Source organism: Ensifer sp. M14, from assembly GCF_003355565.1.
In the GTDB taxonomy this organism is placed as follows: domain Bacteria; phylum Pseudomonadota; class Alphaproteobacteria; order Rhizobiales; family Rhizobiaceae; genus Ensifer.
In genome coordinates this window covers 152,758-172,234 of sequence record NZ_QJNR01000007.1, presented here as the reverse complement: position 1 = coordinate 172,234, position 19,477 = coordinate 152,758, and the positions used below count along the sequence as shown (strand labels likewise).

Below are 19,477 nucleotides of genomic sequence, written 5' to 3'. Positions count from 1 at the left end.
CCCATGATTGACCCAGAGCGCCCCATCGCCATCACCATGGGCGACCCTTCAGGCATCGGCCCGGAAATCGTTGCCAAGGCAATGCTCGACAGGCAGATCCGTCGACGATGCGTCGTCATCGGCGACCCGGTCGTCGTGCAGCACGCCTTCTCGCAGATCGACGCCGCGGTCCGCGTCAATACGATCCGGGACATCAAGGCATCCCGATTGGCGGGCGGATCCGTAAACCTGATCGCATCGTCTTCACTCGACGTTCTGCCACCGGTCGGGGTCATCGACCCAGCCAGCGGCAAGGCCGGCTTTGACGCGATCACGACGGCAATTGATCTTGCCCTTGTGGGCGCAGTGGCTGGCATCGTCACGGCGCCGATCCACAAGGAGGCTCTTGCAGCCGCCGGCGTTTGCCATCCCGGGCATACGGAAATCCTCGCAGAGCGAACGGGAGTGTCGCGTGTCGCGATGATGCTTGCCAACGAGGATATTCGAACGGTTCTCGTCACCATCCATTGCTCCCTGCTGGAAGCGATACGACGTGTGGATTTCGATGCCGAGCTATCGGCCATCCGGCTCGCACATGCAGGTGGCCGCGCGCTCGGCATAGAAGCGCCGCGGATCGCGGTCGCTGGCCTCAACCCGCATGCCGGCGAAGGTGGCCTGTTCGGCGTCGAGGAGATCACCGTCATTGCACCGGCAATCGAGGCGGCGCGGCGAGAGGGCATCGATGCCAGCGGCCCATGGCCGGGCGATACCGTTTTCATGCAGGCGCGACACGGTCGGTTCGATGTGGTGGTGGCGCAATATCACGACCAGGGGCTCATCCCCGTGAAGTACCTGGGACTGGAGAAAGGCGTGAACATTACGTTGGGTCTGCCGTTCGTCCGCACGAGCCCCGACCATGGAACCGCGTTCGACATTGCCGGGCGCGGGATCGCAGACCCGGCAAGCCTCGAAACCGCAATCGACTATGCCCTCCGCCTTGCGGACGCTGCACCCGAACAGGAAAGATAACATGTCCGAACCCGACTTCATCTTCATGCTGACGCGCAATGATCGCACCGTTCCGGATGCCGCCGTCCACGTGCAGACGGCGCTTGCAGCAGGCGTGAGGCACATCGGCTTCAAGGATATCGGGCTGCCCTTTGCCGAACTCGCCGCGCTCAACCGAACGATCAAGGACGGTGGCGCCCGCAGTTACCTCGAAGTGGTGTCGCTTGATGGCGACAGCGAAATCGTCTCCGTCCGGGCAGCGGTCAAGTTGGGCGTCGATTATCTGTTGGGCGGCACCCGTGTTACCGACGTGCTTCCGCTTCTTCAAGGAACCGGCATCAAATACTATCCCTTCGCCGGCAGGATCATCGGCCACCCAAGCGTCTTGGGAGGGTCGATCGCCGACATCACGGCCAGCGCCATCGATCTGGCAAGCCACGACGGCGTCCATGGACTGGACCTGCTTGCCTATCGCTCTCAAACCGACGTGCCGGCGCTGATCAAGTCCGTTCGCGCCTCCGTGAACAAACCGGTGATCGTTGCCGGATCGATCGACAGTGCCGCCCGAATCCGGGCCGTTCTCGGCAGCGAAGCTGCCGGCTTTACGGTCGGCACCGCTGCACTCGACGGCCTCTTTCCGGCATCGCGGCCGGGACTGACGCAGCAATTGTCGGCGATCAGGGCCGCAATGGCAAAAGCGCCCTAACGCGCGCCTAAACCGGCATCCCGCGGCGCCGCCTTGCCCGACAAACCCAGGCCGCGGAGTGCTGCAAGTGTTGCCTTGATCACATCGGCTGCGGATTGATTGACATCGACGACGACCGTCCGGGGCTCGCCGATCGGCTCCTCCAGTGTCGCCAACTGCGTGTCGAGCAGCGATGCCGGCATGAAATGGCCTTCGCGGTGTTGCATTCGGCCGGCGAGGACGTCGCGGCTGCCTTGGAGATAGACAAAGACCAGACCGCCACCGGCACCCTCACGCAACAAGGCGCGATAGCTCCGCTTCAACGCAGAACAGGAAACGACAAGCGGGTCGGTACGTCCGGAAAGCTGCCGGCCGATCTCGCCAAGCCAGGGCCATCGGTCCTCATCGGTGAGCGGGATGCCGGCCGACATCTTGGCGATATTGGTTTGCGGATGCAGGGCATCACCCTCGATGAAAGCATAACCAAAAGCCCGCGCCACCGCCTCGCCGACGGAGGTCTTGCCGCTGCCGGAGACGCCCATGACGACGATCGAACCGGGGAATTTGTCCACGTTGCCAAGGGGGGATGTGTCGGGGCTCGCCATGGATCGTTCGTCTCTCCGGCTCGTGATTGCGACGCCATTTGCTGATAGCGCCGCCCCGGTATCGAGACAAGCCGACTTGCCGCGAAACCGCTTCCGCCTCAGACAAGAGCGCTCCGGCTTTTTGCATTTCCTCAGAGAAACCGGTTCGCAGCTTTCCTTGGAATATCTTAGCTCGCGACACGCGGCCGGGCGATGTCGTTGACGCCCTCGTCGTCCGGCGCCTGGCCGTAGCTCATCCGTCGCATCTGGGCGATCACCCGCTCCATCTCGTCATCGGGCAGAACCGGCGGCTCGCCGAGCGTCAGGGCCTGGACATACATGCGCGAGAGCGTCTCGATCTCGATCGCCATCCACAACGCCGATTCCAGCGTCTTGCCAAGCGAGATCTGCCCGTGCTGGCCGAGCAGGCAGGCCGTGCGATCCCTGAGCGCCACGAGCGCATTGTTGGAGAGCGCCTGGGTGCCGAAGGTCGCATATTCGGCGCAGCGGATCGTCGTCCCGCCGGCAATGCCGGTCATGTAGTGGAAGCTGGGAATGGTCCTGTGATGACAGGCAAGCGTGGTCGCATAGATCGAATGGCAATGAAGAACCACGTTGATATCCGTGCGCTCGCGCAGGATGTCGCGGTGAAAGCGCCATTCGGACGATGGCCGGGGGCCGGTGTAGTTGCCCTGAAAATCCATCTCGACCAGATCTTCCGGCTGCATCGTGTCATAGGCGAGCGAGGACGGCGTGACGAGGAAACCGTCGGGGGTGCGTACCGAAAGGTTGCCGGCCGTGCCCTGGTTGATGCCGCTCGAATTCATCCGGCGGCAGATGTCCACCATCTCGCGACGGAGGGAAAGAATATCGGGCTGGCTCATCGGTGTTTCCTTTCGAAGTGTCATTGAAAAACGGGTTCGGTTTGAAGGCGCGCAACGGCGCGCCACTCTGCGGCGTAATCGGAAATGGCGGCCGTGAGGGGCGGGACATCCGGGGGCTCGGCCAGGTATAGCGGTGCCGGCCGTGTCCGAGTGCGTTGACCGGCTAGCAGAGCAGCACCGGACGCAACGCCGTAAGCATCGAGATTGAACCGGACCTGCCGGCCCGGCAGCAATGCTGCGACGAGACGCACGTAAAGCGGGTCGCGCAGGAAGCTGCCGTCGAGAACGACGAGCGGTCCCGCCCCCAGCGCCTCGACGCATTCGGCAGTCAACAGCGCGCAGTAGATCAGCGCCAGCGCCTTGCGCTCCATCGGCGTCTCCGGCTTGGGACCGATCACGTGCCCATGTCCGGCACTGCCGGGGAACAGACCACTGTCGTCGCCGAAGGAAGGCAACGCCATGGTCTTGCCGGCGATCAGGCGCCGGACAATTTGTTCGGATACCGGCCCGTCCGGCGGGTCCTGCCCCGCCACATGCGAGAATTCACGCCCGCCCATGGTCAGCACGCCGCCGAGCGCATTGCCGAAAACGTCGCTGTTGAGCGTCATGCCCCTGTCTTCATCGAGCCGGTCGAGGGGCGTCTGCCCGCAGAAACCGACAATCCAGGTGCCGGTGGAAATGACGGTGAAATCGCGCAGTCCCGCAGCATGGTAGCGGTAGTGATTGAGGCTGCTGTCGTGCGCGCCGGTAAGGATACGAAGATCCTGCGGCAAGCCATGACGGCGTGCCAATTCCACGCGTACCGGCCCGAGATCCTGCCAGGCGTCGGCAAACGGTGGCATCAGCCGGCCCCAGCCGCGCTGATCGACGATCGGCGCGAAATGCCTCTCCGCCACGTTCCAGAGATGGGACTGGGCGCCGAGCAGGCTTGTCTCCGCGCTCGCCACACCGGAGAGACGCCACGCCCAGTATTGCGGCAGGCCGAGATACCATCGCGCCCGCGAAAACGCCTGCGGTTCACACTCCTGCATCCAGTAGAGCTGCCGGGCCTGATGGGTCGCGGCATGCATCGTTGCACTGCCGCGATCGAAGAAAGAACCGGAGAGCGGAGCATAGCCCGCCCGGATAACCTCGGGCGGCGCCTGTTCATAATCGATCATCGGCAGGGCCGCGCCGTCACCGCTATCCGGATCGTCTCCGACCAGCAGGCCGCCGGAACCATGTCCGGAGGCGACGAAGGTCGAAAGCGGGTGGCGCCGGGCAAGCTGTGCGAGGCCGGAAAAGACCCACTCGCCGATCGCACCAAGATCATGATGACGCCAGGGCGGCCCAGGCAGCAGCGGATTGGGGATGCTGAGCGTCTCAAGCACGACACCATCCGCCGTGACCACATTGAGCTTGACGTTGGTCTTGCCGACGTCGAGCACGGCGATCGTGCCCTCACCGTTGCGTGATGGCGTTGGCATGACGCCGCACCTCCCTCACCGTCCGAGCTGCCAAAGACTTGCCCGCCGTCTAGATCAGCCCGTATTGCCTGGCCTTGTTGCGCAGGAATGGCAGGCCGTTGCCCATCACTTCCTCCTCGTCCTTGGCGACCGGCCGCCAGACAGCGAGGCCGTAAGCCACTTCCGGCGGCATGTTGATGAAGCTCTCCATGGCAAGCCCGCCCTTGAAGCCGATCGCCGAAAGCGTCGCGAAGATCTCGTCCCAGGCGCAGTTGCCGTAGCCCGGCGTGCCGCGGTCGCTCTCCGAAAGATGGATGTATTTGATATGCTCGCGCGCATCGAGAATGCCGGTGCCGATGCCCTTTTCCTCGATGTTCATGTGGTAGGTGTCGAGATGCACGAACACATTGTCGGCGCCGACGCGCCTGATCATGTCGACGGCCTGCCAGCCGGTGTTGATGAGATGGTTTTCGTAGCGGTTGACCGCCTCGACGCCGAGCTCGATGCCGCGCGACTTCGCGTGTTTTGCCGCGGCCTGCAGCACGCGGGCGATGTTGTCGTATTCGGCCTCGGTCGGCGGAACGCCGGTGCGCTCGCCGATGCCGCCATAGATGACGCCGGACAAAGCTTCGCCGCCGAGATCGGCCGTCTTGTCGATCGCGATCTTCAGGTGCTCGATCGCCGCGTCGGGCCGGACCGACGCCCAGGCGCGCTCGGGAAGACCGAGCGAGCAGACGGCGCGCAGCTTGTTCTTTTCCAGGAGCGCCTTGGTGTGGGCGGTGTCGACCGCCGGCGGATTGAGCATCGGAATTTCGATGAAATCGACCTTGTACTTGACCGCGGCTGCGACCGCACGCTCGGCACCCGGCCGATCCCAATTCATGGTCCACATGCTCGTATGGACGCCAAAACCCTGCATGATCACGTTCCTTTTCTGACAAATGAAATTTTGAACTTGGAGGCGGCGAAGCGCAGCACCATGACGCCGACGAGCAACAGGCCCCAGACCGCGGTGGCGAGATGCTGGTTGGCGCCGATCAGGTTGAGCCCTGACGACAGCAACTGCAGCACGACGAGCGCCACGAACACCGGGATCACCCGGCCGAAGCCGCCGAACGGATTGACGCCGCCGAGGAAGCAGGCGAGCACCGTGATCAGCAGGTAGGATTCGCCGTGGCCAATGCGCACCGAGTTGAACCGCGCCAGCATGATGATACCGGCAACGGCACACATCGCCCCGGAGAGCGTGTAAACGAGCACGATCACCTTGCGGGTGTTGATGCCGGAGTAGCGTGTCGCCTCGAGATTGGAGCCGATCATATAGGTGTTGAAGCCGAGCTTGGTGCGGGTCAGAAGCAGATGCCAGGCCAGCACGCAGCCAATGAAGACGATCAGCGGTATCGGTATGCCGGCGATAGAACCGTGCCCCAACGGCCCGATGAAAGCCGGGAAACCCGATACGTCGCCGCCGCGCGTCAAAAACTCGCCGAGACCGCGCAGGAAGATCATCATCGACAGCGAGACGAGGATCGGATGCGCGCGGGTAAACGCGATCACCAGGCCCATGACAACGCCGCTTGCGGCACCGACCATGACGGCAAGGATGCAACCAAGCGCGAAGGCGCCGGCACCGGCATCCGCCCCGCCATTTGCCTGAAGCACCCAGGCGAGTGTCAGCCCGGCGATATTGGCGGTGAAGGTCACGGCAAGGTTCAGGCCGCCGGTGAGGATCGGCAGCAGCATCGCCAGTGTCAGAAGCCCGAGCTCCGGAAGCTGGAACGCGACCGAGCCGAAGGTCGCAGCGCTCAGGAACTGCGGCGAGGCAAGGCCGAACACCAGGATGACCGCGACCAGCGCCAGGCCGGGACCCGCCATCTCCGGTCCGAACCATGCCTTCAGGCGATCCGAAAAGGATGTCATCGGCGTGCACCTTTCTGGCTGGCGAAGGGCAGAAGCCGTTCGATGCTGGTGTTGGAAAGGGTGATGGCGATCAGGATGATGGCGCCGACGATCATCTTGAAGGCGAAGGGAGAAACGCCCATCAGGTTCAAACCGTTCTGGGTGATCGCGATGAGCAGCACGCCGAGCACGCAGCCGAGCACCGAGCCCTTGCCGCCTCCAAGCCTGGCGCCGCCGAGAACGACGGCGGCCAGCACGTCCAGCTCGCGCCCGTAGAGTGCGTTCGGGACCACTTCCTGCGCGTAATGTGCCTGCACCAGGCCGCCGATACCGGCCATCAGCCCGAGCCAGCCGAAGGCAATGAACTGCATGGCGCCGATGTTGATGCCGAAGCGGCGCGCACCCTCCGGATTATCGCCGAAGGCGTAGAGCTGCCGGCCGGTGGTCGTGCGGGTGATCAGCACCCAGGTGGCAATGACGCACAGCACCATCACCAGCACCGGAAGCGTGATCTCGATCCAGCTGCCGTCGGCCGTTTCATGCTCGAACAGCACGACGCGATCCGTCAGCCATTCCGGCAGGTCGTAGATCGACACGCCCTTGGTGAAGAACATCAGGAGGCCGAAGTAGATGTTGAAGGTCGATATCGTCGCGACGATCGAGATGATGCGGAAGCGATGGATCAACAGAGCGTTGATGGCGCCGAGGCAGATGCCGATCGATCCGGCAATTACAAGACCGGAGATCCAACCCCCGCCTCCGATCCAGCCGAGCGCGATCGCCGTGCCGTACTGCACAACCGAGGCGGCGACCGCGAAGGAGATGTCGATGCCGCCGGCGATCAGCACGACCAGCAGGCCGACGGCGAAGATGATGTTGACCGAACTGGTGTTCAGGAGATCGAAGGCGTTGCCGATCGAGAAGAAATTCGTCGTGGCAAACGACAGCACCGTGCAGATGACGGCAATCACGGCGATGAGCGCGACCTCGGTCGCATGGGTGCGGGCGAAACTATGCATAGACCGCCCCTTCGATTTCGGCGAGCGGAACGCTGCGCGGATCATAACTGCCGACGATGCGCCCCTGCGCCATATGCAGGACGCGGTCGGCGTTGAAATAGACTTCGGGGACCTCGTCAGAAATCAGAATGATCGCGAGACCCGTTTCGGCAAGTTTGGCGACGATGTCGAAGATTCCGGCGCGCGCGCCGACATCGACACCGACCGTGGGCGCGTCGAGGATCAACAGCTTCGGATCGGTTGCCAGCCACTTGGCAATGGCGATGCGCTGCTGGTTGCCGCCTGATAGCGTCGAGATCGCATCGCTTTGCAGGCCGATCTTCACGCCGAGATCGGCGATCCAGCCGGCAACGAGCTTGCGCTTGCGCTCATTCGACAGGAAGCCGCCGGAAACGATCTTGCCAAGCGAACTGATGACGAGATTGTCGGCGATCGACTGCGGTTGGATGAGGCCGAGTGACAGGCGATCCTCCGAGAGATAGGCGACACCCGCCTTGATCGCATCGCGGTTGGAGGAGAAATGGACCGACTTGCCCTCAAGGGTGATTGTACCCGTGGCCGGCTGCAGCATGCCGAACAGTGTTTGCGCAAGCTCGGTTCGCCCGGCGCCGAGAAGGCCGGTGATACCCAGCGTCTCGCCGCGCTGGACCGTCAGCGATATGTCGTCGAACTGGCCCGGGCGGCTCAGGCCCTTTACTTCGAGGACGACCGGCTGATCCGGCCTGGATTTGGCGCGAACCTGCTGGTCGAACGTCTTGCCGGTCATCAGCTCGGTGATGCGCGACTGCGTCATGCCGGCGGCGGGATAAACGCCGACCAGCGCGCCATCGCGCAACACGGTAATGCGGCTTGAAATTTCCAGCACTTCCGCCAGGCGGTGGCTGACGAAGACGACGGCGACGCCGGAGGCCGAAAGGCCGCGCACGATGTCGAGCAGGTGGTCGGTTTCCGATTGCGTCAGCGATGCGGTCGGCTCGTCCATGAAGACCAGCTTCGCTTCGCCGACGAGCGCGCGGGCAATGGCCACGATCTGGCGCTGGGCAATGGCATACTCCTTGAGCGGCAGATCGACGTCGAGCGTGATGCCGAGACGCTCAAGTGCGTCCGTCGCGATCTTGCGCATGCGGCCGTAGTCGACAAGCTTCGGCCAGCGGCCGAGAACGGTCTGGAAGGCGATGTTTTCGGCAACGCTCATTTCGGGGAAAAGTGCCAGATCCTGCCAGATCACCTGAATGCCGCGATCCTGGGCAGTCACCGGCGACATGTGCGAGTAGGTTTCGCCGTCATAGTCGATCGAGGCGCCGTCGGCCGGACGATAAACACCGGTGATGATCTTGATCAGGGTGCTCTTGCCGCAGCCGTTTTCGCCGGCAAGGCAATGGACCTCGCCCGGGCGAACGTCGAAGCTCACATTCTTGAGCGCCTTGACGCCACCGAAGGTCATGTTGATGTCGTTGAGGGACAGAAGCGGCTTTTCGCTGCCTCCCGTGATCGCAAGCTGTTGCATGAACGTGTGCCCTAAGGACCGTTTTTGAAGGACGTGCCAGGCCGGCCGAAGCCGGCCCAGCAGCCGGGAGAACCCGGTGCATGCTTCGCTGAGGCTTGGTCGCCCCGGGGATTAAGACATGCAACAATTCAAGGTGCGGCAGCGGCCGGTGCGCGTCTGATGCGGGCCGGCCACTGGGGCAGATCAGAGCCCCATCGCCGCGAGGTCGGCGACCGTATCCTTGTTGATCGGCACGAGCTGATCGACGATGATGTTGCGGTTTTCGAAGTCCGGCTTGACCTTGCCGAGACCTTCGATCTCGTCGCCGTCCTTGACCTCTTCACCCTTCATCAGCTTGTCGGCGAGCGTCACGAACACCTCGCCCGCCTGCTTCGGATTCCACATGAAGCCGCCGGAGATCGCATCCGATTTCACCAGTTTCTGACCCTGGCCTGGCGAGAACGGGCCGAACACGAAGATCTCACCGACCTTGCGGCGCTCTTCGACGGCACGGCCTGCCCCGATCGGTCCCTGGCTGCCGAAGGCGAGGAAGCCTTTAAGGTTCGGGTGGGCCGAGATCAGATCGAGTGCGGTCGAGCGGCTCTTGTCGACGTCCTCCGCCACGCCGTAGCGTTCGCCGACCAACGTCATGTCAGGATGGTTCTTCTTGATATAGGCGATGGCAGCGTCGGCCCAGGCATTGTGCAGCGGCACGGTCAACGAACCGACGAAGACGGCATATTCGCCCTTGCCGCCCATCTTCTCGGCGAGCAGCTTGCCGTGCGCCTCACCGAAACCGGTCGAGGATGCCAGCTCGAAATCCCAGTCGGCGCCCTTCTGGCTCGGCGATTCATGGGTAATGACGATGATGCCCTTTTCCTTGGCCTTGGTCAGAACCGGCTCCAGAACCTTGGCGTCGTTGGGCACCACGCCGATGACCTTCACGCCCTGGGCGATCAGATCCTCGATGGCGCGCACCTGCAGCGCCGGGTCGGCGCTGGTCGGGCCGACCATGAAGGCGTCGATACCGAGCTTTTGGCCCCGTTCCTTGATACCGGCCTCCATGGCGTTGAACCACGGGATGCCGCCGATCTTGACCACGACGCCGACCTTGCCGGCCTCCTGGGCGAATGCGGCAGCCGCACCGGCAAGCGAAAGCGATGTCGCCAGAGCGGCGACCAGAATTTTCTTGATCATGTCTCTCCTCCACCGTTCCCCATGGGGAACACGCCCGGCTGCAAAAGCGCCGGCCTCCAGTTTCAAATCGCAACTGGCTGGGAACGAATTCCCGCCTCCCGGATCGCCGCCTCCTCAGACGGCCCATCATCTTGCACAATCGATATTTCTTGTTTGCACAATCGATGGTGCAAAGACTATTGTGCAGACTTAATCTTTCGTCAAGAGGAAATCGGCACTAAGACGATGAGGGAGGCCCACGATGACGAAGACCAGCAAGAAGAAGGCGACGATCTACGACTTATCGGTGCTGTCAGGCAGCTCACCTTCAACCGTGAGTGCGGTTCTGAACGGAACCTGGCAGAAGCGGCGGATCAAGGAGAGCACGGCGGCACTGATCCGGGATCTGGCGGAGACCCACCAATATACCGCCAACCGCCAGGCACGCGGCTTGCGCAGTTCGCGCTCCGGCCTCATCGGCCTCCTGCTGCCCGTCCATGACAACCGCTACTTTTCCTCGATGGCGCAGACCTTCGAAGCGCATGTCAGAAGCAAGGGGCAATGCCCGATCGTCGTCAGCGCCAGCCGTGACCCGGAAGAGGAACGCAAGACGGCCGAAACGCTGATCTCCTACTCGATCGACGAACTGTTCATCTGCGGCGCGACCGACCCGGATGGCGTGCACGAAGTCTGCGAAACCGTGGGCCTGAGGCACATCAACATCGACCTGCCCGGTACCAAGGTTCCATCCGTCATCAGCGACAACTACCAAGGCGGGCGCATGCTGACGGAGGCGATCATCCGCCACTTCCCAGCGGATCAGCCGCTTCGCCCGGACGAACTCTACCTCTTCGGCGGTCGCGACGACCACGCCAGCCGCGAGCGTATCCGCGGGTTCCGCGCGGTGAAGCGCGAACTATTGGGTGACGATCCGGACGGCTGCATCCAGCCTACCGGCTACGCCCCCAACAACGCCAGACTCGCCTTCGAAGCCTTCTACGAAAAACACGGCAAGCTGCCGCGCGGCGTGTTCATCAACTCCTCGATCAACTTCGAGGGCCTATTGCGCTTCATGGCGGGCCACCCGCACGAGAACTTCGCCGACCTGACCGTCGGCTGCTACGACTACGACCCCTTCGCCTCGTTCCTGCCCTTCCCCGTCATCATGATCCGCCAGGATGTCGAGGGCATGATCACCAAGGCATTCGAGGTGATCGAGGAAGGGCGGCCACAGCCGCGTATTCACCTGATCAGTCCCGAGCTCGTCCAGCCGCGCACCGCGCTGACCGGACCGCTCGACGCGCTCAAGGATATCGGCTGACACTGTGCACCACTGAACTTTCGGCAAATACGCATATTTTCCATCGATTCATCTGTACATACGTCACAAAGCCACGTATTCATTGGAAATGGATGAGATTGACAGAAAAATCATTGGAATTCTCGCGCAGGACTCCCGCAGGTCGCTGACCGATATCGGTGCGGCCGTGGAGTTGTCGCCCTCCTCGGTCAATGAGCGCATCCGCCGGCTCGTCACCAGCGGAGTTGTCCGCCGTTTCACCATCGACGCCGACCACCGCGCGCTCGGGCTTGACGTGCTCGCCTTCGTCTGGGTCGGGCTGTCCCCGGATGCGGATGAGGAAGCGTTTCGCACCTTCATGGCCGACCACCCTTCCGTTGCGGAATGTCACCACGTCACCGGCGCCTGGTCCTATTGCGTCAAGGTACGCATGCCGTCGCTTGGCGATATCGAGCCTTTCCTGGCCGAGCTCAAGCGTCGCCGGTTTCTCGCCCGCAGCGAGACCGTGATTGCTCTTTCGACCGTCAGGGAAACCCAGTTCACCAGCCCGGAGCGCTGAGCGATGTCTGCATTGTTGTTCGCAAAAGGCCTGCTGCTCGGCCTCGCCATTGCCGCTCCCCTCGGCCCGATCGGCGTCTTGTGCATCAACCGCACGCTCGAACGCGGCTTCTGGGCCGGTGTCGCCGGTGGATTGGGAACAGCGCTTGCCGACGCCAGCTACGCGCTGCTGGCAGCCGCCGGCTTTGCCGCATTCGCGACCTTTCTCGCCACGGTGTCGACGCCGCTCAGCCTTGCCGGTGGCGCGTTCATGATCTGGCTCGGCTGGCGAGGGCTGCAACCGAGCCCGGTCGTAGCCACAGCCAAGGTCGGAGCGCGCGATCTCATCCAGACGACCGCAGCGACCTTCCTGCTGACGATCGCCAATCCGCTGACGATCCTGTCTTTTGCCGCGTTCTTTGCGGTCCTTGGTCTGGCGAAAGCCGGTGGACTTGCAAACGCCACCGTCGTCGTTGCCGGCGTCTTCCTCGGCTCGCTCGCCTGGTGGATGCTCTTGAGCGGCGGGATTTCCCTAGCCCGAACCCGCCTGCCCGACAGTTTCGTCACCTGGGTCTCGCGCCTTTCAGGCTTGGTGTTGATTGCCTTCGGCGCAATCGCCATCGGCTCGGTCGTGGTAAGCCTCTTCTAAGGCAACACCCGAAGGAGGCCGCGCCGCCGGTGGCTATTCAGGCCCAGGCCTGGCGCATTCGACATGCCACCATTTCGGGCGCCCGCCTCGATAGCTGTGCGAGACCGGGATGAGGTCGACCGCGTTGGTCTTGTCGAAACAGCCCAGCATCAATGCGACGACGGGCGCATCGTCGATCGCTCCGATCGTGCTGCCGCAGGTGCCGCAGAAGGCCCGGCTGGAGTAATCGGAGGAGCGGTAGGTTGCGGGCGCTCCCCCAGGCCCGGTCCAGGTCACGGCTTCGCTTGGGAATTCGACCCAGGCAACGGTCAGCGCGCCGGAATGCTTTTGGCACAGCTTGCAGGAGCAAGTGTGCGGCTTTCCAGCACGCCCGTTCGCCTCAAAGCGAATTGCTCCGCATATGCACCCACCGGTGTAGGGCTTGATCTTCTTGGTCACCGCTCTTGTCACGCGTCACCTCCAGTTGCAGTTTGAATCGGCCGCAGCATAACTTGTACAAGCGGCTTGGTGTAACTCCGTTGCGACACACGCCATGAGGTTATCCATGCGCATGATTTTAGCGGCAACGGTCATGCGCTATGCATCTTGCGGTGACCCAAAGTTCCTGATCTCGCAGGAACCCCGCTCACGCACCGGCGGTCAATAAAACCATGCACCGATGTCGCGAAATGCACGTTTGCTCTGGTCGCGCCTGTTCCCGTCCCGCCCCGAGTGGCCATCGCCGATTGGCAGGCTGAAGCCGAAGGGCTCGGACGGTTCGCCACCCCTGTCTGCCCAGTAGGCATCGAGATCGGCGACCATCATCCGCCGACGTTTGCGCCGCCGGCGATTGATCACGTGCCTTTCGTTGGAGACGGCATAGAGGTGCGAAGCGTTGCCCTCGGAGGCGAGCCCCTGGAGCGTGAGCAGAACGGCATCCTTTGGCCGTAAGCCACCGAGGTCGCGGGTCGCGGTAATCAGCGCCCGTTTTCCGTCGCCGCCGCGCGGCCCCTGCATGCCGCCGATCACCAGGCTATAGGCATCGTCCCCACAGCGCACGAAGGCAAAACTGACGGTACAAAGCGCGTAGCGATCACTTTGCCGGCTGAGCCTGATCGCAAAGGCACCCTCGTGGCGGCCGCCGCAATGATCGGCGAGCAGCAACTGGACGCGGTAATTTTCGCCACGTCCGCCGACCGTTCCCATCTCCATCGATGTGCCACGCCACAGCGCCATCAACGATCGGCGCGACAGAACTTCGCTCGCGACATCGAAGTGGTTCATCAACAGCTCAAGACGCTGGCTTGAACGCGCACCGTGCAACAGAAATGTCGGCACAGACTTTCGGATGAGATCGTCGTGCGGAAGGCCCAATTTGTAGCGATCGCCGAACGCGCCGAGAAAGCCGAGCCAACGTGTCGTCAGCACCGGATGGCGGGCAAGGCGCATCGAGAAGACGACCGCACGCTTCAATGTCAGCCGCCCGCCGAGTTTGAGAACCTGCCATAGGATCTGCCGGCCCGACCGACCGCGTTCAGGCATATTGGCGGCGGCGACAAAGCCGACGGAGGATGACTGGGTTTCCGCCCTGCCATCGCTGACGTCTGAGGGCGATGGCAAGTCCGATCGAGCGTTACATTCCTGCAAACGACCTTCCAGGGACATGATGTAATTCCTTGAAAGCAAATGCTTGTCCAAGCATCGCCGGGATATCCGGCGCCGCTGGGTTTGCCTGCTGTTTGTCAAGGGAATGCGGAGAAGTGATCGGGAATCGAGCGCCTGTTGGCGGGGCTAGCCATCGGCATGCGCCAGGCCGGCACGCGGCTTACGCCGAACGCGGAACGAATGGCAATCAGGCCCTGTTCAAGGGGATGCCGATGGTGTTCAGGCGAGGCTCTCGCGCGGCAACATGATGGTGATCATCGCCCCGCCACCCGGGCGTGCTCCAAATTCCAGCCGGCCACCATGCGCCTTGGCAATGGCCTGCACCACGGAAAGCCCAAGCCCCGTCCCACCGGTTGCCCGTGAGCGGGACGCGTCCCCGCGCCAGAACAGGTCGATCGAGTGTGTCGAGACATCGTCCGGCAGGCCCGGTCCACGATCGAGCACGCGAATGAAAGCCTCATCCGCGCCACGTGCGCCGGTTTCGCAGCGCAGCACGCCGCCGGACGCCGCATAGCGGCAAGCATTTTCGACGAGCGCCAGCAACGCCTGGCGCAGACGCTGGGAATCACCCGACACGACAGCCGGGACAAGCGCCACCTCCAGCGAGAGACCGGCGGACGCAAGGATGGTACGGGATGCGCCGAGCACCTGCGTCGCCTCGGCAGCGAGATCGACGGCGCCGCGCTGTGTTACGAGCTTCTGGCCAGCGGCGAGCGAGAGCGTGCGCAGGTCCTCAACCAGCGCGGACAGCCCTTCGACCTGCACGAGCAACTGCCGCACGCGCTCCTGTTCGAGCGGGAAGACACCGTCAGCCATGCCCTGCAGGTTGCCTTGCAGGATCGTCAACGGCGTACGCAGCTCATGGGCTACCGCCATCGTGTTGAAGCGCAGGCGGCTTTCCATGCTTTCAAGCTCTGCCGCCAGTTCATCGAACGTTCTCATCAACGTCGCCACTTCTTTCGCCCCCTTGCGCACGGAGCCGACACGGACTGCGAAATCGCCGGCACGCAGATCCTCGGTTGCCTTGGCGAGCAATTCCAGCGGCCGGCTGATTTTGCGGGCAAGCCAATAGCCGATGAGGCTGCAGGTTGCCGCAGCGATGGCGCCGAAGGTGATAATCGACAGATCGATCTGGCTATTGCCCCATTCATCGATTTGCGGGATGTCCGCGACGAGCGCTCGAAGGTGTTCCTCCTGAGGCATGCGGCCGGCGTTGATATCGGTATAGGCTTGAGCAGCGCCGGGCGGCATTCTCGCGAGCATCCGCTCCTCGAGGTCCGACTCGCTCCAAATGACGCCGAAGTAGACGATACAAACACTGACCACGAGCAGGACAGCCTGCAGCATGGCCGTAAGCACGCCGAGCGGCATTCGCGACATTCTGATTTTCATCTCGGCTCCACGAATCGGTAGCCGACGCCGCGAACCGCTGAGAAGAAGCCACAGGCACCGAGATCCTCGAGTTTGCGACGCAGATTGGCGACATGGGTATCGACCGTGCGCGCCAGCGCATCGCTGTCGGGAAGGCAGGCGTCGAGAATGTCGGCCCGGTCAAACGCGTGCGTCGGGCGGCGGATCATGTGCGCGAGGATTCGGAACTCACTCAACGTCAGCGGCAAGGACTGGCGTTTGCCGCTGTTTTCGACAAAGGCAGCGTGGGCATCAAGGTCGACCTCGACATTTTCGAAGCGCAGTACCGTGGCACCGGCGCCGTTTCTGGTCCGCCGCAGCACCGCATTGACGCGCGCCACCACCTCCTGCGGGTTGAACGGCTTGACGACATAGTCGTCCGCACCGAGCCTCAGCCCCGCCAGCCGATCCAGATCCTCGGCAAGGGCTGTGACCATGATCGTCGGCGTGTTGCTCTCCCGGCGGATGCGCGCCAACACCTCGAAACCGTCGAGCCTGGGGATGCGCACATCGAGCAAAACGAGATCAGGCGAAAGCACGGAATGATGGGTGAGCGCGGTTTCGCCGTCCGCCGCCCGCACCGTCCTGAAGCCATCACGCACGAGGTAAGCATCGAGGATCTGCGCGATCTCCGGCTCGTCCTCGACCAAAAGGATGAGACCCTTGTCGACCATCTGCAAACTCCTCGCGCATGTGTTGTAGCAACGAGCTTATGGGATGAAAAAATCCGGCTTGCAATTCATCCTGGCAGCGCTCGACACCGTCGCCGGGCGTTCCGCATCAAGCGTTCTTCGTTTCTCCGCCATTTCTTGACAAATCACGCCGAGTGTCCCCCTGGCACCGTCGGATCCAGTGTCGCACGCACGGTGAACGTGCCCACGAATGCCGATTTTGCGGCCTCATCCCGTTCCACCGACCCACGTAACAAAAGCCCCGGAGCCCTAGGGATCCCGGCCAAGCGAGCGGCGCTGCCGCTTCCCGCTCGAAGGCTCGCTCAGGGCCACCACCAAACCCAAGGGGGAATTCTCATGCCTGTTGAAACGAGCGAACTGACGTCAGCCGACATCGGCAAGATCTTGCAATGTATCCCGCATCGTTATCCCTTTCTGCTGGTCGACAGGCTCGTTTCGATCCGCGGCGAAGAAGGCTGCATCGGGATCAAGAACGTTTCGATGAACGAACCGCAATTCCAGGGGCACTTCCCTGGCAATCCGGTCTTTCCGGGAGTGCTCATCATCGAGGGCATGGCGCAAACTGCCGGTGTCATGTGCGCCGCCGCAAAACTTGCCGAGGGCTTGACGCCAAAGATCATCTACATGCTGACGGTGGACAAGGCGCGGTTTCGCAAGCCCGTTCGCCCGGGTGACGTCATCGAGTATCACCTGACGAAGCTGGCCTATCGCCGCAATGTCTGGCGCTATCGCGCCGAGGCACGCGTCGATGGCGCATGCATTGCGCAGGCCGAGATCTCGGCATACCTCGAGACGGAGAAATAGCGGCCCGACGCCGCAGCTTGACGTTCATTGCCCGCGGCAGGCAGCGATCCGAACAGTCATCCGCTCTTCTCCTCCGCGAAAGGTGCCGCATCGCGCCTCCTTCGTTTCCGGGCCCACAACGATGACCGGGCGGAAAACTCTGCCCGGCAGCCTGGCGCCGCACAGCGAATGCTGATGCGTCTTCCGCTCCGAGCCTTCTCCAGTTGCCCGTCCATCCTTGACAGTCACCAGCAATTCTCGCGCTCGCCCTCCTCCTATCTTCCCTATCGCGAGCATTCGGAATGTCCAGCATCCTGCAACCCACCACGACACCTGCTGCCGGCCATTGGTGGCGGCTTGCCAATCCCCGGACATGGCCCGCCCGACTGCAGGCCCAGATCTACCACCACCCTGTCCAGGCGGCCGCCTCGGCAACGATGTTTGCAGGCTTCGTGGTCATGGCTTTTCCCGGCATCGATCTGGCCGTGTCACGCTGGGCGGCCGCAGGCAACGCGGACTTTCCGTTGTCGCGGGAGCACGCGCTGCGTCTGCTGCGTGATTTCAACCGCGTGATCCCGATCTTGCTCCTGCCCGCGCTTGCGGTCGTGCTTGCCGTGCAGATGGCCAGGCCGCGCGCATGGCTGCCACGTCCGCATAAAATATTGTTTTTCCTGACTTTCTATGCGCTAGGCCCAGGGCTTGTCATCCAGCTTCTGAAAAGGTTGGTTGGCCGCGCCCGCCCTTCCGAGATCGTCGAGTTCGGCGGAACCCTGCCGTTTACGCCCGCCTGGCAGGTTTCCGGCGCGTGCTCGCGCAGTTGTTCGTTTGCGTCTGGCGAATCGGCGACGGCGATTGCCTTGATCGCCTTGGTATTCTTCCTGCCCCTGGCTTGGCGTTGGAAGGCGGTCGTCGCCCTGGTGCCTGTCGTGCTCGTCTTCTCGCTCAACCGCATCGTCTTCGGCGCGCATTTCCTCTCGGATGTCGTGCTCGCCTGGCTGCTGATGCTCTGGATCATGCTCTGGCTTTGGTCCGTGTTTGCAGGCAATGGCGCACGCATCGATGCCGCGCTGACGCGTGGCCGATACCCCATTGCAGCCTGACATCGACGCCGACCTTGCCGCCGGCCGCTTGGCTTTTGATCAGGCGCTGCGCACCGACCGGCGCCAGACGAAGGGGGCGTTAAGCCGCAAGGATTGCGATTGCCCGACGTCCTCGCTCATCAGCCACGCAACCGCCGCCGCCGCGATCTCCTCGATCGGCTGGGAGAACGTGGTCAGGTCGTAGGAACTCCAGGCGGCCTGCGGAATGTCGTCGAAGCCGACGACACAGAGATCCTCCGGGATCGACAGCGAAAACTGATGCCGGGCCGCATCCATGAAACCGAGCGCGACAAGATCGGTAACGCAAAAGACAGCATCCGGGCGCTCGCGACGGGTCATCAGCCGCTGCGCCAGGACCTTGCCGCTTTCATAACCCGTCGGGCCGAAGCGCTCGACGGTCACATCGAGCCCCTGGTCCCGCGCCGCTGCGACAAAACCCGCTTCTCGCGTCATGAGGCTCGGTGTCCCGGCCTCCGAATTGGCAAAGGCAAGCCGGCGACAGCCGGCCCGCAGGAACGCTGTCACGACACTTTGCGCCGTATCATCGTCGTCAAGGTTAATTCTGAGCGGGCCTTGGTGCTCGTCGTCGCGATTGATCAGAACCAGCCGCTGGCCGTTTCTGACGCAGAGATCGACGAGCGACTTGTCGGGCATGCCCGATAGCACGATCGAGGCGTCGGCGCGGTACCGGATCGCCTGGCGCAACGCCATGTCGACGCGTTCGTCGGATCGATCCGTGTTGACGATCATCGCGATTTTGCCGGCATTCTGCAGCTGCTGCGTCAGCGCCTTGATCAGCGCCGAACGGTAGGGCGTGCCCATGTCGGACACGACGAGGCAGACAATGCCGCTTTCGTTGCGCATCAATCCGCGGGCCAGATGGTTGACGTGATAACCAAGCGCTTCGGCCGCCTCCATGACCTTGCGGCGCGTCTCCGGCGCGATGCTGGCGCCCGCTGTGAACGCGCGCGAAACGGCGGAGCGGGAAACGCCGGCCTTCCTTGCCACTTCCTCTGCACTGACGAATATCTTGTCGCTCATCGTGACCCACCATTGCACGGCTTTGCAAACTTCTTGCAACAAATATCAGGCCTGTGCAAGCTTGCACAAACCCAACCGATTAAACTTTCCACTTTCGGCCGAAGTCGGATTGACAACATTCCGATCCCTGTGACACTTTGCACGCGCTTGCATTAC

The 19,477-nt window shown here is 62.9% G+C and carries 20 protein-coding genes; 7 read left to right on the top strand and 13 right to left on the bottom strand.

All coding sequences use genetic code 11. The annotated features are described in order from the left end of the window. Window positions 1–3 precede the first annotated feature (3 nt). Complete coding sequence (gene pdxA, locus BLJAPNOD_RS22600; RefSeq protein ID WP_115421563.1) at window positions 4–1,008, top strand: 4-hydroxythreonine-4-phosphate dehydrogenase PdxA; 1,005 nt, start codon at window positions 4–6, stop codon at window positions 1,006–1,008. A gap of 1 nt (window position 1,009) precedes the next feature. Then, a complete protein-coding gene (locus tag BLJAPNOD_RS22595) occupies window positions 1,010–1,693 on the top strand; it encodes a 4-hydroxythreonine-4-phosphate dehydrogenase (protein WP_115421562.1) in 684 nt (227 codons plus the stop codon). Here the strand turns inward: BLJAPNOD_RS22595 and BLJAPNOD_RS22590 are convergent. The 8 genes from BLJAPNOD_RS22590 to BLJAPNOD_RS22555 all read right to left on the bottom strand — a co-directional run bounded on the left by BLJAPNOD_RS22590 (window position 1,690) and on the right by BLJAPNOD_RS22555 (window position 10,186). Further along, the gene (locus BLJAPNOD_RS22590; protein WP_115421561.1) at window positions 1,690–2,277 is read right to left on the bottom strand and encodes a gluconokinase; all 588 of its coding nucleotides are present in this window, start codon (window positions 2,275–2,277) and stop codon (window positions 1,690–1,692) included. The genes BLJAPNOD_RS22595 and BLJAPNOD_RS22590 overlap by 4 nt on opposite strands. 167 nt (window positions 2,278–2,444) lie before the next feature. Beyond that, complete coding sequence (locus BLJAPNOD_RS22585) at window positions 2,445–3,140, bottom strand: class II aldolase/adducin family protein (RefSeq protein WP_115421560.1); 696 nt, start codon at window positions 3,138–3,140, stop codon at window positions 2,445–2,447. Window positions 3,141–3,160: 20 nt separating this feature from the next. Continuing rightward, complete coding sequence (locus BLJAPNOD_RS22580; RefSeq protein WP_115421559.1) at window positions 3,161–4,606, bottom strand: FGGY family carbohydrate kinase; 1,446 nt, start codon at window positions 4,604–4,606, stop codon at window positions 3,161–3,163. 49 nt (window positions 4,607–4,655) lie between these two features. After that, entirely contained in the window at window positions 4,656–5,504 is an 849-nt protein-coding gene (locus BLJAPNOD_RS22575; RefSeq protein WP_115421558.1) for a sugar phosphate isomerase/epimerase, read from the bottom strand. Between the two features lie 2 nt (window positions 5,505–5,506). Continuing rightward, entirely contained in the window at window positions 5,507–6,505 is a 999-nt protein-coding gene (locus tag BLJAPNOD_RS22570) for an ABC transporter permease (RefSeq protein ID WP_115421557.1), read from the bottom strand. After that, the gene (locus tag BLJAPNOD_RS22565; RefSeq protein ID WP_115421556.1) at window positions 6,502–7,503 is read right to left on the bottom strand and encodes an ABC transporter permease; all 1,002 of its coding nucleotides are present in this window, start codon (window positions 7,501–7,503) and stop codon (window positions 6,502–6,504) included. Before BLJAPNOD_RS22565 ends, BLJAPNOD_RS22570 begins: the two co-directional genes overlap by 4 nt. Then, the gene (locus tag BLJAPNOD_RS22560; RefSeq protein WP_115421555.1) at window positions 7,496–9,010 is read right to left on the bottom strand and encodes a sugar ABC transporter ATP-binding protein; all 1,515 of its coding nucleotides are present in this window, start codon (window positions 9,008–9,010) and stop codon (window positions 7,496–7,498) included. Before BLJAPNOD_RS22560 ends, BLJAPNOD_RS22565 begins: the two co-directional genes overlap by 8 nt. A 183-nt stretch (window positions 9,011–9,193) precedes the next feature. Then, the gene (locus tag BLJAPNOD_RS22555) at window positions 9,194–10,186 is read right to left on the bottom strand and encodes an autoinducer 2 ABC transporter substrate-binding protein (protein WP_115421554.1); all 993 of its coding nucleotides are present in this window, start codon (window positions 10,184–10,186) and stop codon (window positions 9,194–9,196) included. 241 nt (window positions 10,187–10,427) lie between these two features. Here BLJAPNOD_RS22555 and BLJAPNOD_RS22550 point away from each other — a divergent pair, with 241 nt between their 5' ends. From BLJAPNOD_RS22550 to BLJAPNOD_RS22540, 3 genes are all read left to right on the top strand, one after another. Beyond that, the gene (locus tag BLJAPNOD_RS22550) at window positions 10,428–11,486 is read left to right on the top strand and encodes a LacI family DNA-binding transcriptional regulator (RefSeq protein ID WP_077502482.1); all 1,059 of its coding nucleotides are present in this window, start codon (window positions 10,428–10,430) and stop codon (window positions 11,484–11,486) included. Window positions 11,487–11,574: 88 nt separating this feature from the next. Further along, window positions 11,575–12,024 carry an Lrp/AsnC family transcriptional regulator gene (locus BLJAPNOD_RS22545; protein WP_077502483.1) on the top strand — a complete coding sequence of 150 codons (450 nt, stop codon included), beginning with the start codon at window positions 11,575–11,577 and terminating at the stop codon, window positions 12,022–12,024. A gap of 3 nt (window positions 12,025–12,027) precedes the next feature. Continuing rightward, the gene (locus tag BLJAPNOD_RS22540; protein WP_199566014.1) at window positions 12,028–12,651 is read left to right on the top strand and encodes a LysE family transporter; all 624 of its coding nucleotides are present in this window, start codon (window positions 12,028–12,030) and stop codon (window positions 12,649–12,651) included. Window positions 12,652–12,684: 33 nt separating this feature from the next. On the opposite strand, the gene BLJAPNOD_RS22535 is transcribed toward BLJAPNOD_RS22540, so the two are convergent. The 4 genes from BLJAPNOD_RS22535 to BLJAPNOD_RS22520 all read right to left on the bottom strand — a co-directional run bounded on the left by BLJAPNOD_RS22535 (window position 12,685) and on the right by BLJAPNOD_RS22520 (window position 16,379). Further along, entirely contained in the window at window positions 12,685–13,101 is a 417-nt protein-coding gene (locus BLJAPNOD_RS22535) for a GFA family protein (RefSeq protein WP_244611052.1), read from the bottom strand. Window positions 13,102–13,290: 189 nt separating this feature from the next. Continuing rightward, a complete protein-coding gene (locus tag BLJAPNOD_RS22530) occupies window positions 13,291–14,295 on the bottom strand; it encodes a DUF535 family protein (RefSeq protein WP_147294568.1) in 1,005 nt (334 codons plus the stop codon). Window positions 14,296–14,514: 219 nt separating this feature from the next. Beyond that, entirely contained in the window at window positions 14,515–15,687 is a 1,173-nt protein-coding gene (locus tag BLJAPNOD_RS22525; protein ID WP_244611051.1) for an ATP-binding protein, read from the bottom strand. Next, complete coding sequence (locus BLJAPNOD_RS22520) at window positions 15,684–16,379, bottom strand: response regulator (protein ID WP_115421552.1); 696 nt, start codon at window positions 16,377–16,379, stop codon at window positions 15,684–15,686. The genes BLJAPNOD_RS22525 and BLJAPNOD_RS22520 overlap by 4 nt, the downstream gene beginning before the upstream one ends. Before the next feature lie 354 nt (window positions 16,380–16,733). Between BLJAPNOD_RS22520 and fabZ the strand changes: the two genes are divergently transcribed. Further along, window positions 16,734–17,201, top strand: a complete 468-nt coding sequence (gene fabZ / locus BLJAPNOD_RS22515) for a 3-hydroxyacyl-ACP dehydratase FabZ (RefSeq protein ID WP_115421551.1) — start codon at window positions 16,734–16,736, stop codon at window positions 17,199–17,201. 281 nt (window positions 17,202–17,482) lie between these two features. Then, window positions 17,483–18,280 (top strand): phosphatase PAP2 family protein, encoded by a 798-nt coding sequence (locus BLJAPNOD_RS22510; protein WP_115421550.1) that lies wholly within the window; start codon window positions 17,483–17,485, stop codon window positions 18,278–18,280. Window positions 18,281–18,319: 39 nt separating this feature from the next. Here BLJAPNOD_RS22510 and BLJAPNOD_RS22505 read toward each other — a convergent pair whose 3' ends face one another. Then, window positions 18,320–19,321: a substrate-binding domain-containing protein gene (locus BLJAPNOD_RS22505; RefSeq protein ID WP_077502491.1), complete on the bottom strand. Its 1,002-nt coding sequence runs from the start codon at window positions 19,319–19,321 to the stop codon at window positions 18,320–18,322. Window positions 19,322–19,477: the final 156 nt, after the last annotated feature.

Coding starts and splice junctions, on each gene's coding strand:
- BLJAPNOD_RS22550 (WP_077502482.1), top strand. CDS start 10,428: ATGACGAAGACCAGCAAGAAGAAGGCGACGATCTACGACTTATCGGTG.
- BLJAPNOD_RS22545 (WP_077502483.1), top strand. CDS start 11,575: ATGGATGAGATTGACAGAAAAATCATTGGAATTCTCGCGCAGGACTCC.
- pdxA (WP_115421563.1), top strand. CDS start 4: ATGATTGACCCAGAGCGCCCCATCGCCATCACCATGGGCGACCCTTCA.
- BLJAPNOD_RS22505 (WP_077502491.1), bottom strand. CDS start 19,321: ATGAGCGACAAGATATTCGTCAGTGCAGAGGAAGTGGCAAGGAAGGCC.
- fabZ (WP_115421551.1), top strand. CDS start 16,734: ATGCCTGTTGAAACGAGCGAACTGACGTCAGCCGACATCGGCAAGATC.
- BLJAPNOD_RS22565 (WP_115421556.1), bottom strand. CDS start 7,503: ATGCATAGTTTCGCCCGCACCCATGCGACCGAGGTCGCGCTCATCGCC.
- BLJAPNOD_RS22575 (WP_115421558.1), bottom strand. CDS start 5,504: ATGCAGGGTTTTGGCGTCCATACGAGCATGTGGACCATGAATTGGGAT.
- BLJAPNOD_RS22590 (WP_115421561.1), bottom strand. CDS start 2,277: ATGGCGAGCCCCGACACATCCCCCCTTGGCAACGTGGACAAATTCCCC.
- BLJAPNOD_RS22510 (WP_115421550.1), top strand. CDS start 17,483: ATGTCCAGCATCCTGCAACCCACCACGACACCTGCTGCCGGCCATTGG.
- BLJAPNOD_RS22555 (WP_115421554.1), bottom strand. CDS start 10,186: ATGATCAAGAAAATTCTGGTCGCCGCTCTGGCGACATCGCTTTCGCTT.
- BLJAPNOD_RS22540 (WP_199566014.1), top strand. CDS start 12,028: ATGTCTGCATTGTTGTTCGCAAAAGGCCTGCTGCTCGGCCTCGCCATT.
- BLJAPNOD_RS22570 (WP_115421557.1), bottom strand. CDS start 6,505: ATGACATCCTTTTCGGATCGCCTGAAGGCATGGTTCGGACCGGAGATG.
- BLJAPNOD_RS22530 (WP_147294568.1), bottom strand. CDS start 14,295: ATGTCCCTGGAAGGTCGTTTGCAGGAATGTAACGCTCGATCGGACTTG.
- BLJAPNOD_RS22525 (WP_244611051.1), bottom strand. CDS start 15,687: ATGAAAATCAGAATGTCGCGAATGCCGCTCGGCGTGCTTACGGCCATG.
- BLJAPNOD_RS22585 (WP_115421560.1), bottom strand. CDS start 3,140: ATGAGCCAGCCCGATATTCTTTCCCTCCGTCGCGAGATGGTGGACATC.
- BLJAPNOD_RS22580 (WP_115421559.1), bottom strand. CDS start 4,606: ATGCCAACGCCATCACGCAACGGTGAGGGCACGATCGCCGTGCTCGAC.
- BLJAPNOD_RS22560 (WP_115421555.1), bottom strand. CDS start 9,010: ATGCAACAGCTTGCGATCACGGGAGGCAGCGAAAAGCCGCTTCTGTCC.
- BLJAPNOD_RS22520 (WP_115421552.1), bottom strand. CDS start 16,379: ATGGTCGACAAGGGTCTCATCCTTTTGGTCGAGGACGAGCCGGAGATC.
- BLJAPNOD_RS22595 (WP_115421562.1), top strand. CDS start 1,010: ATGTCCGAACCCGACTTCATCTTCATGCTGACGCGCAATGATCGCACC.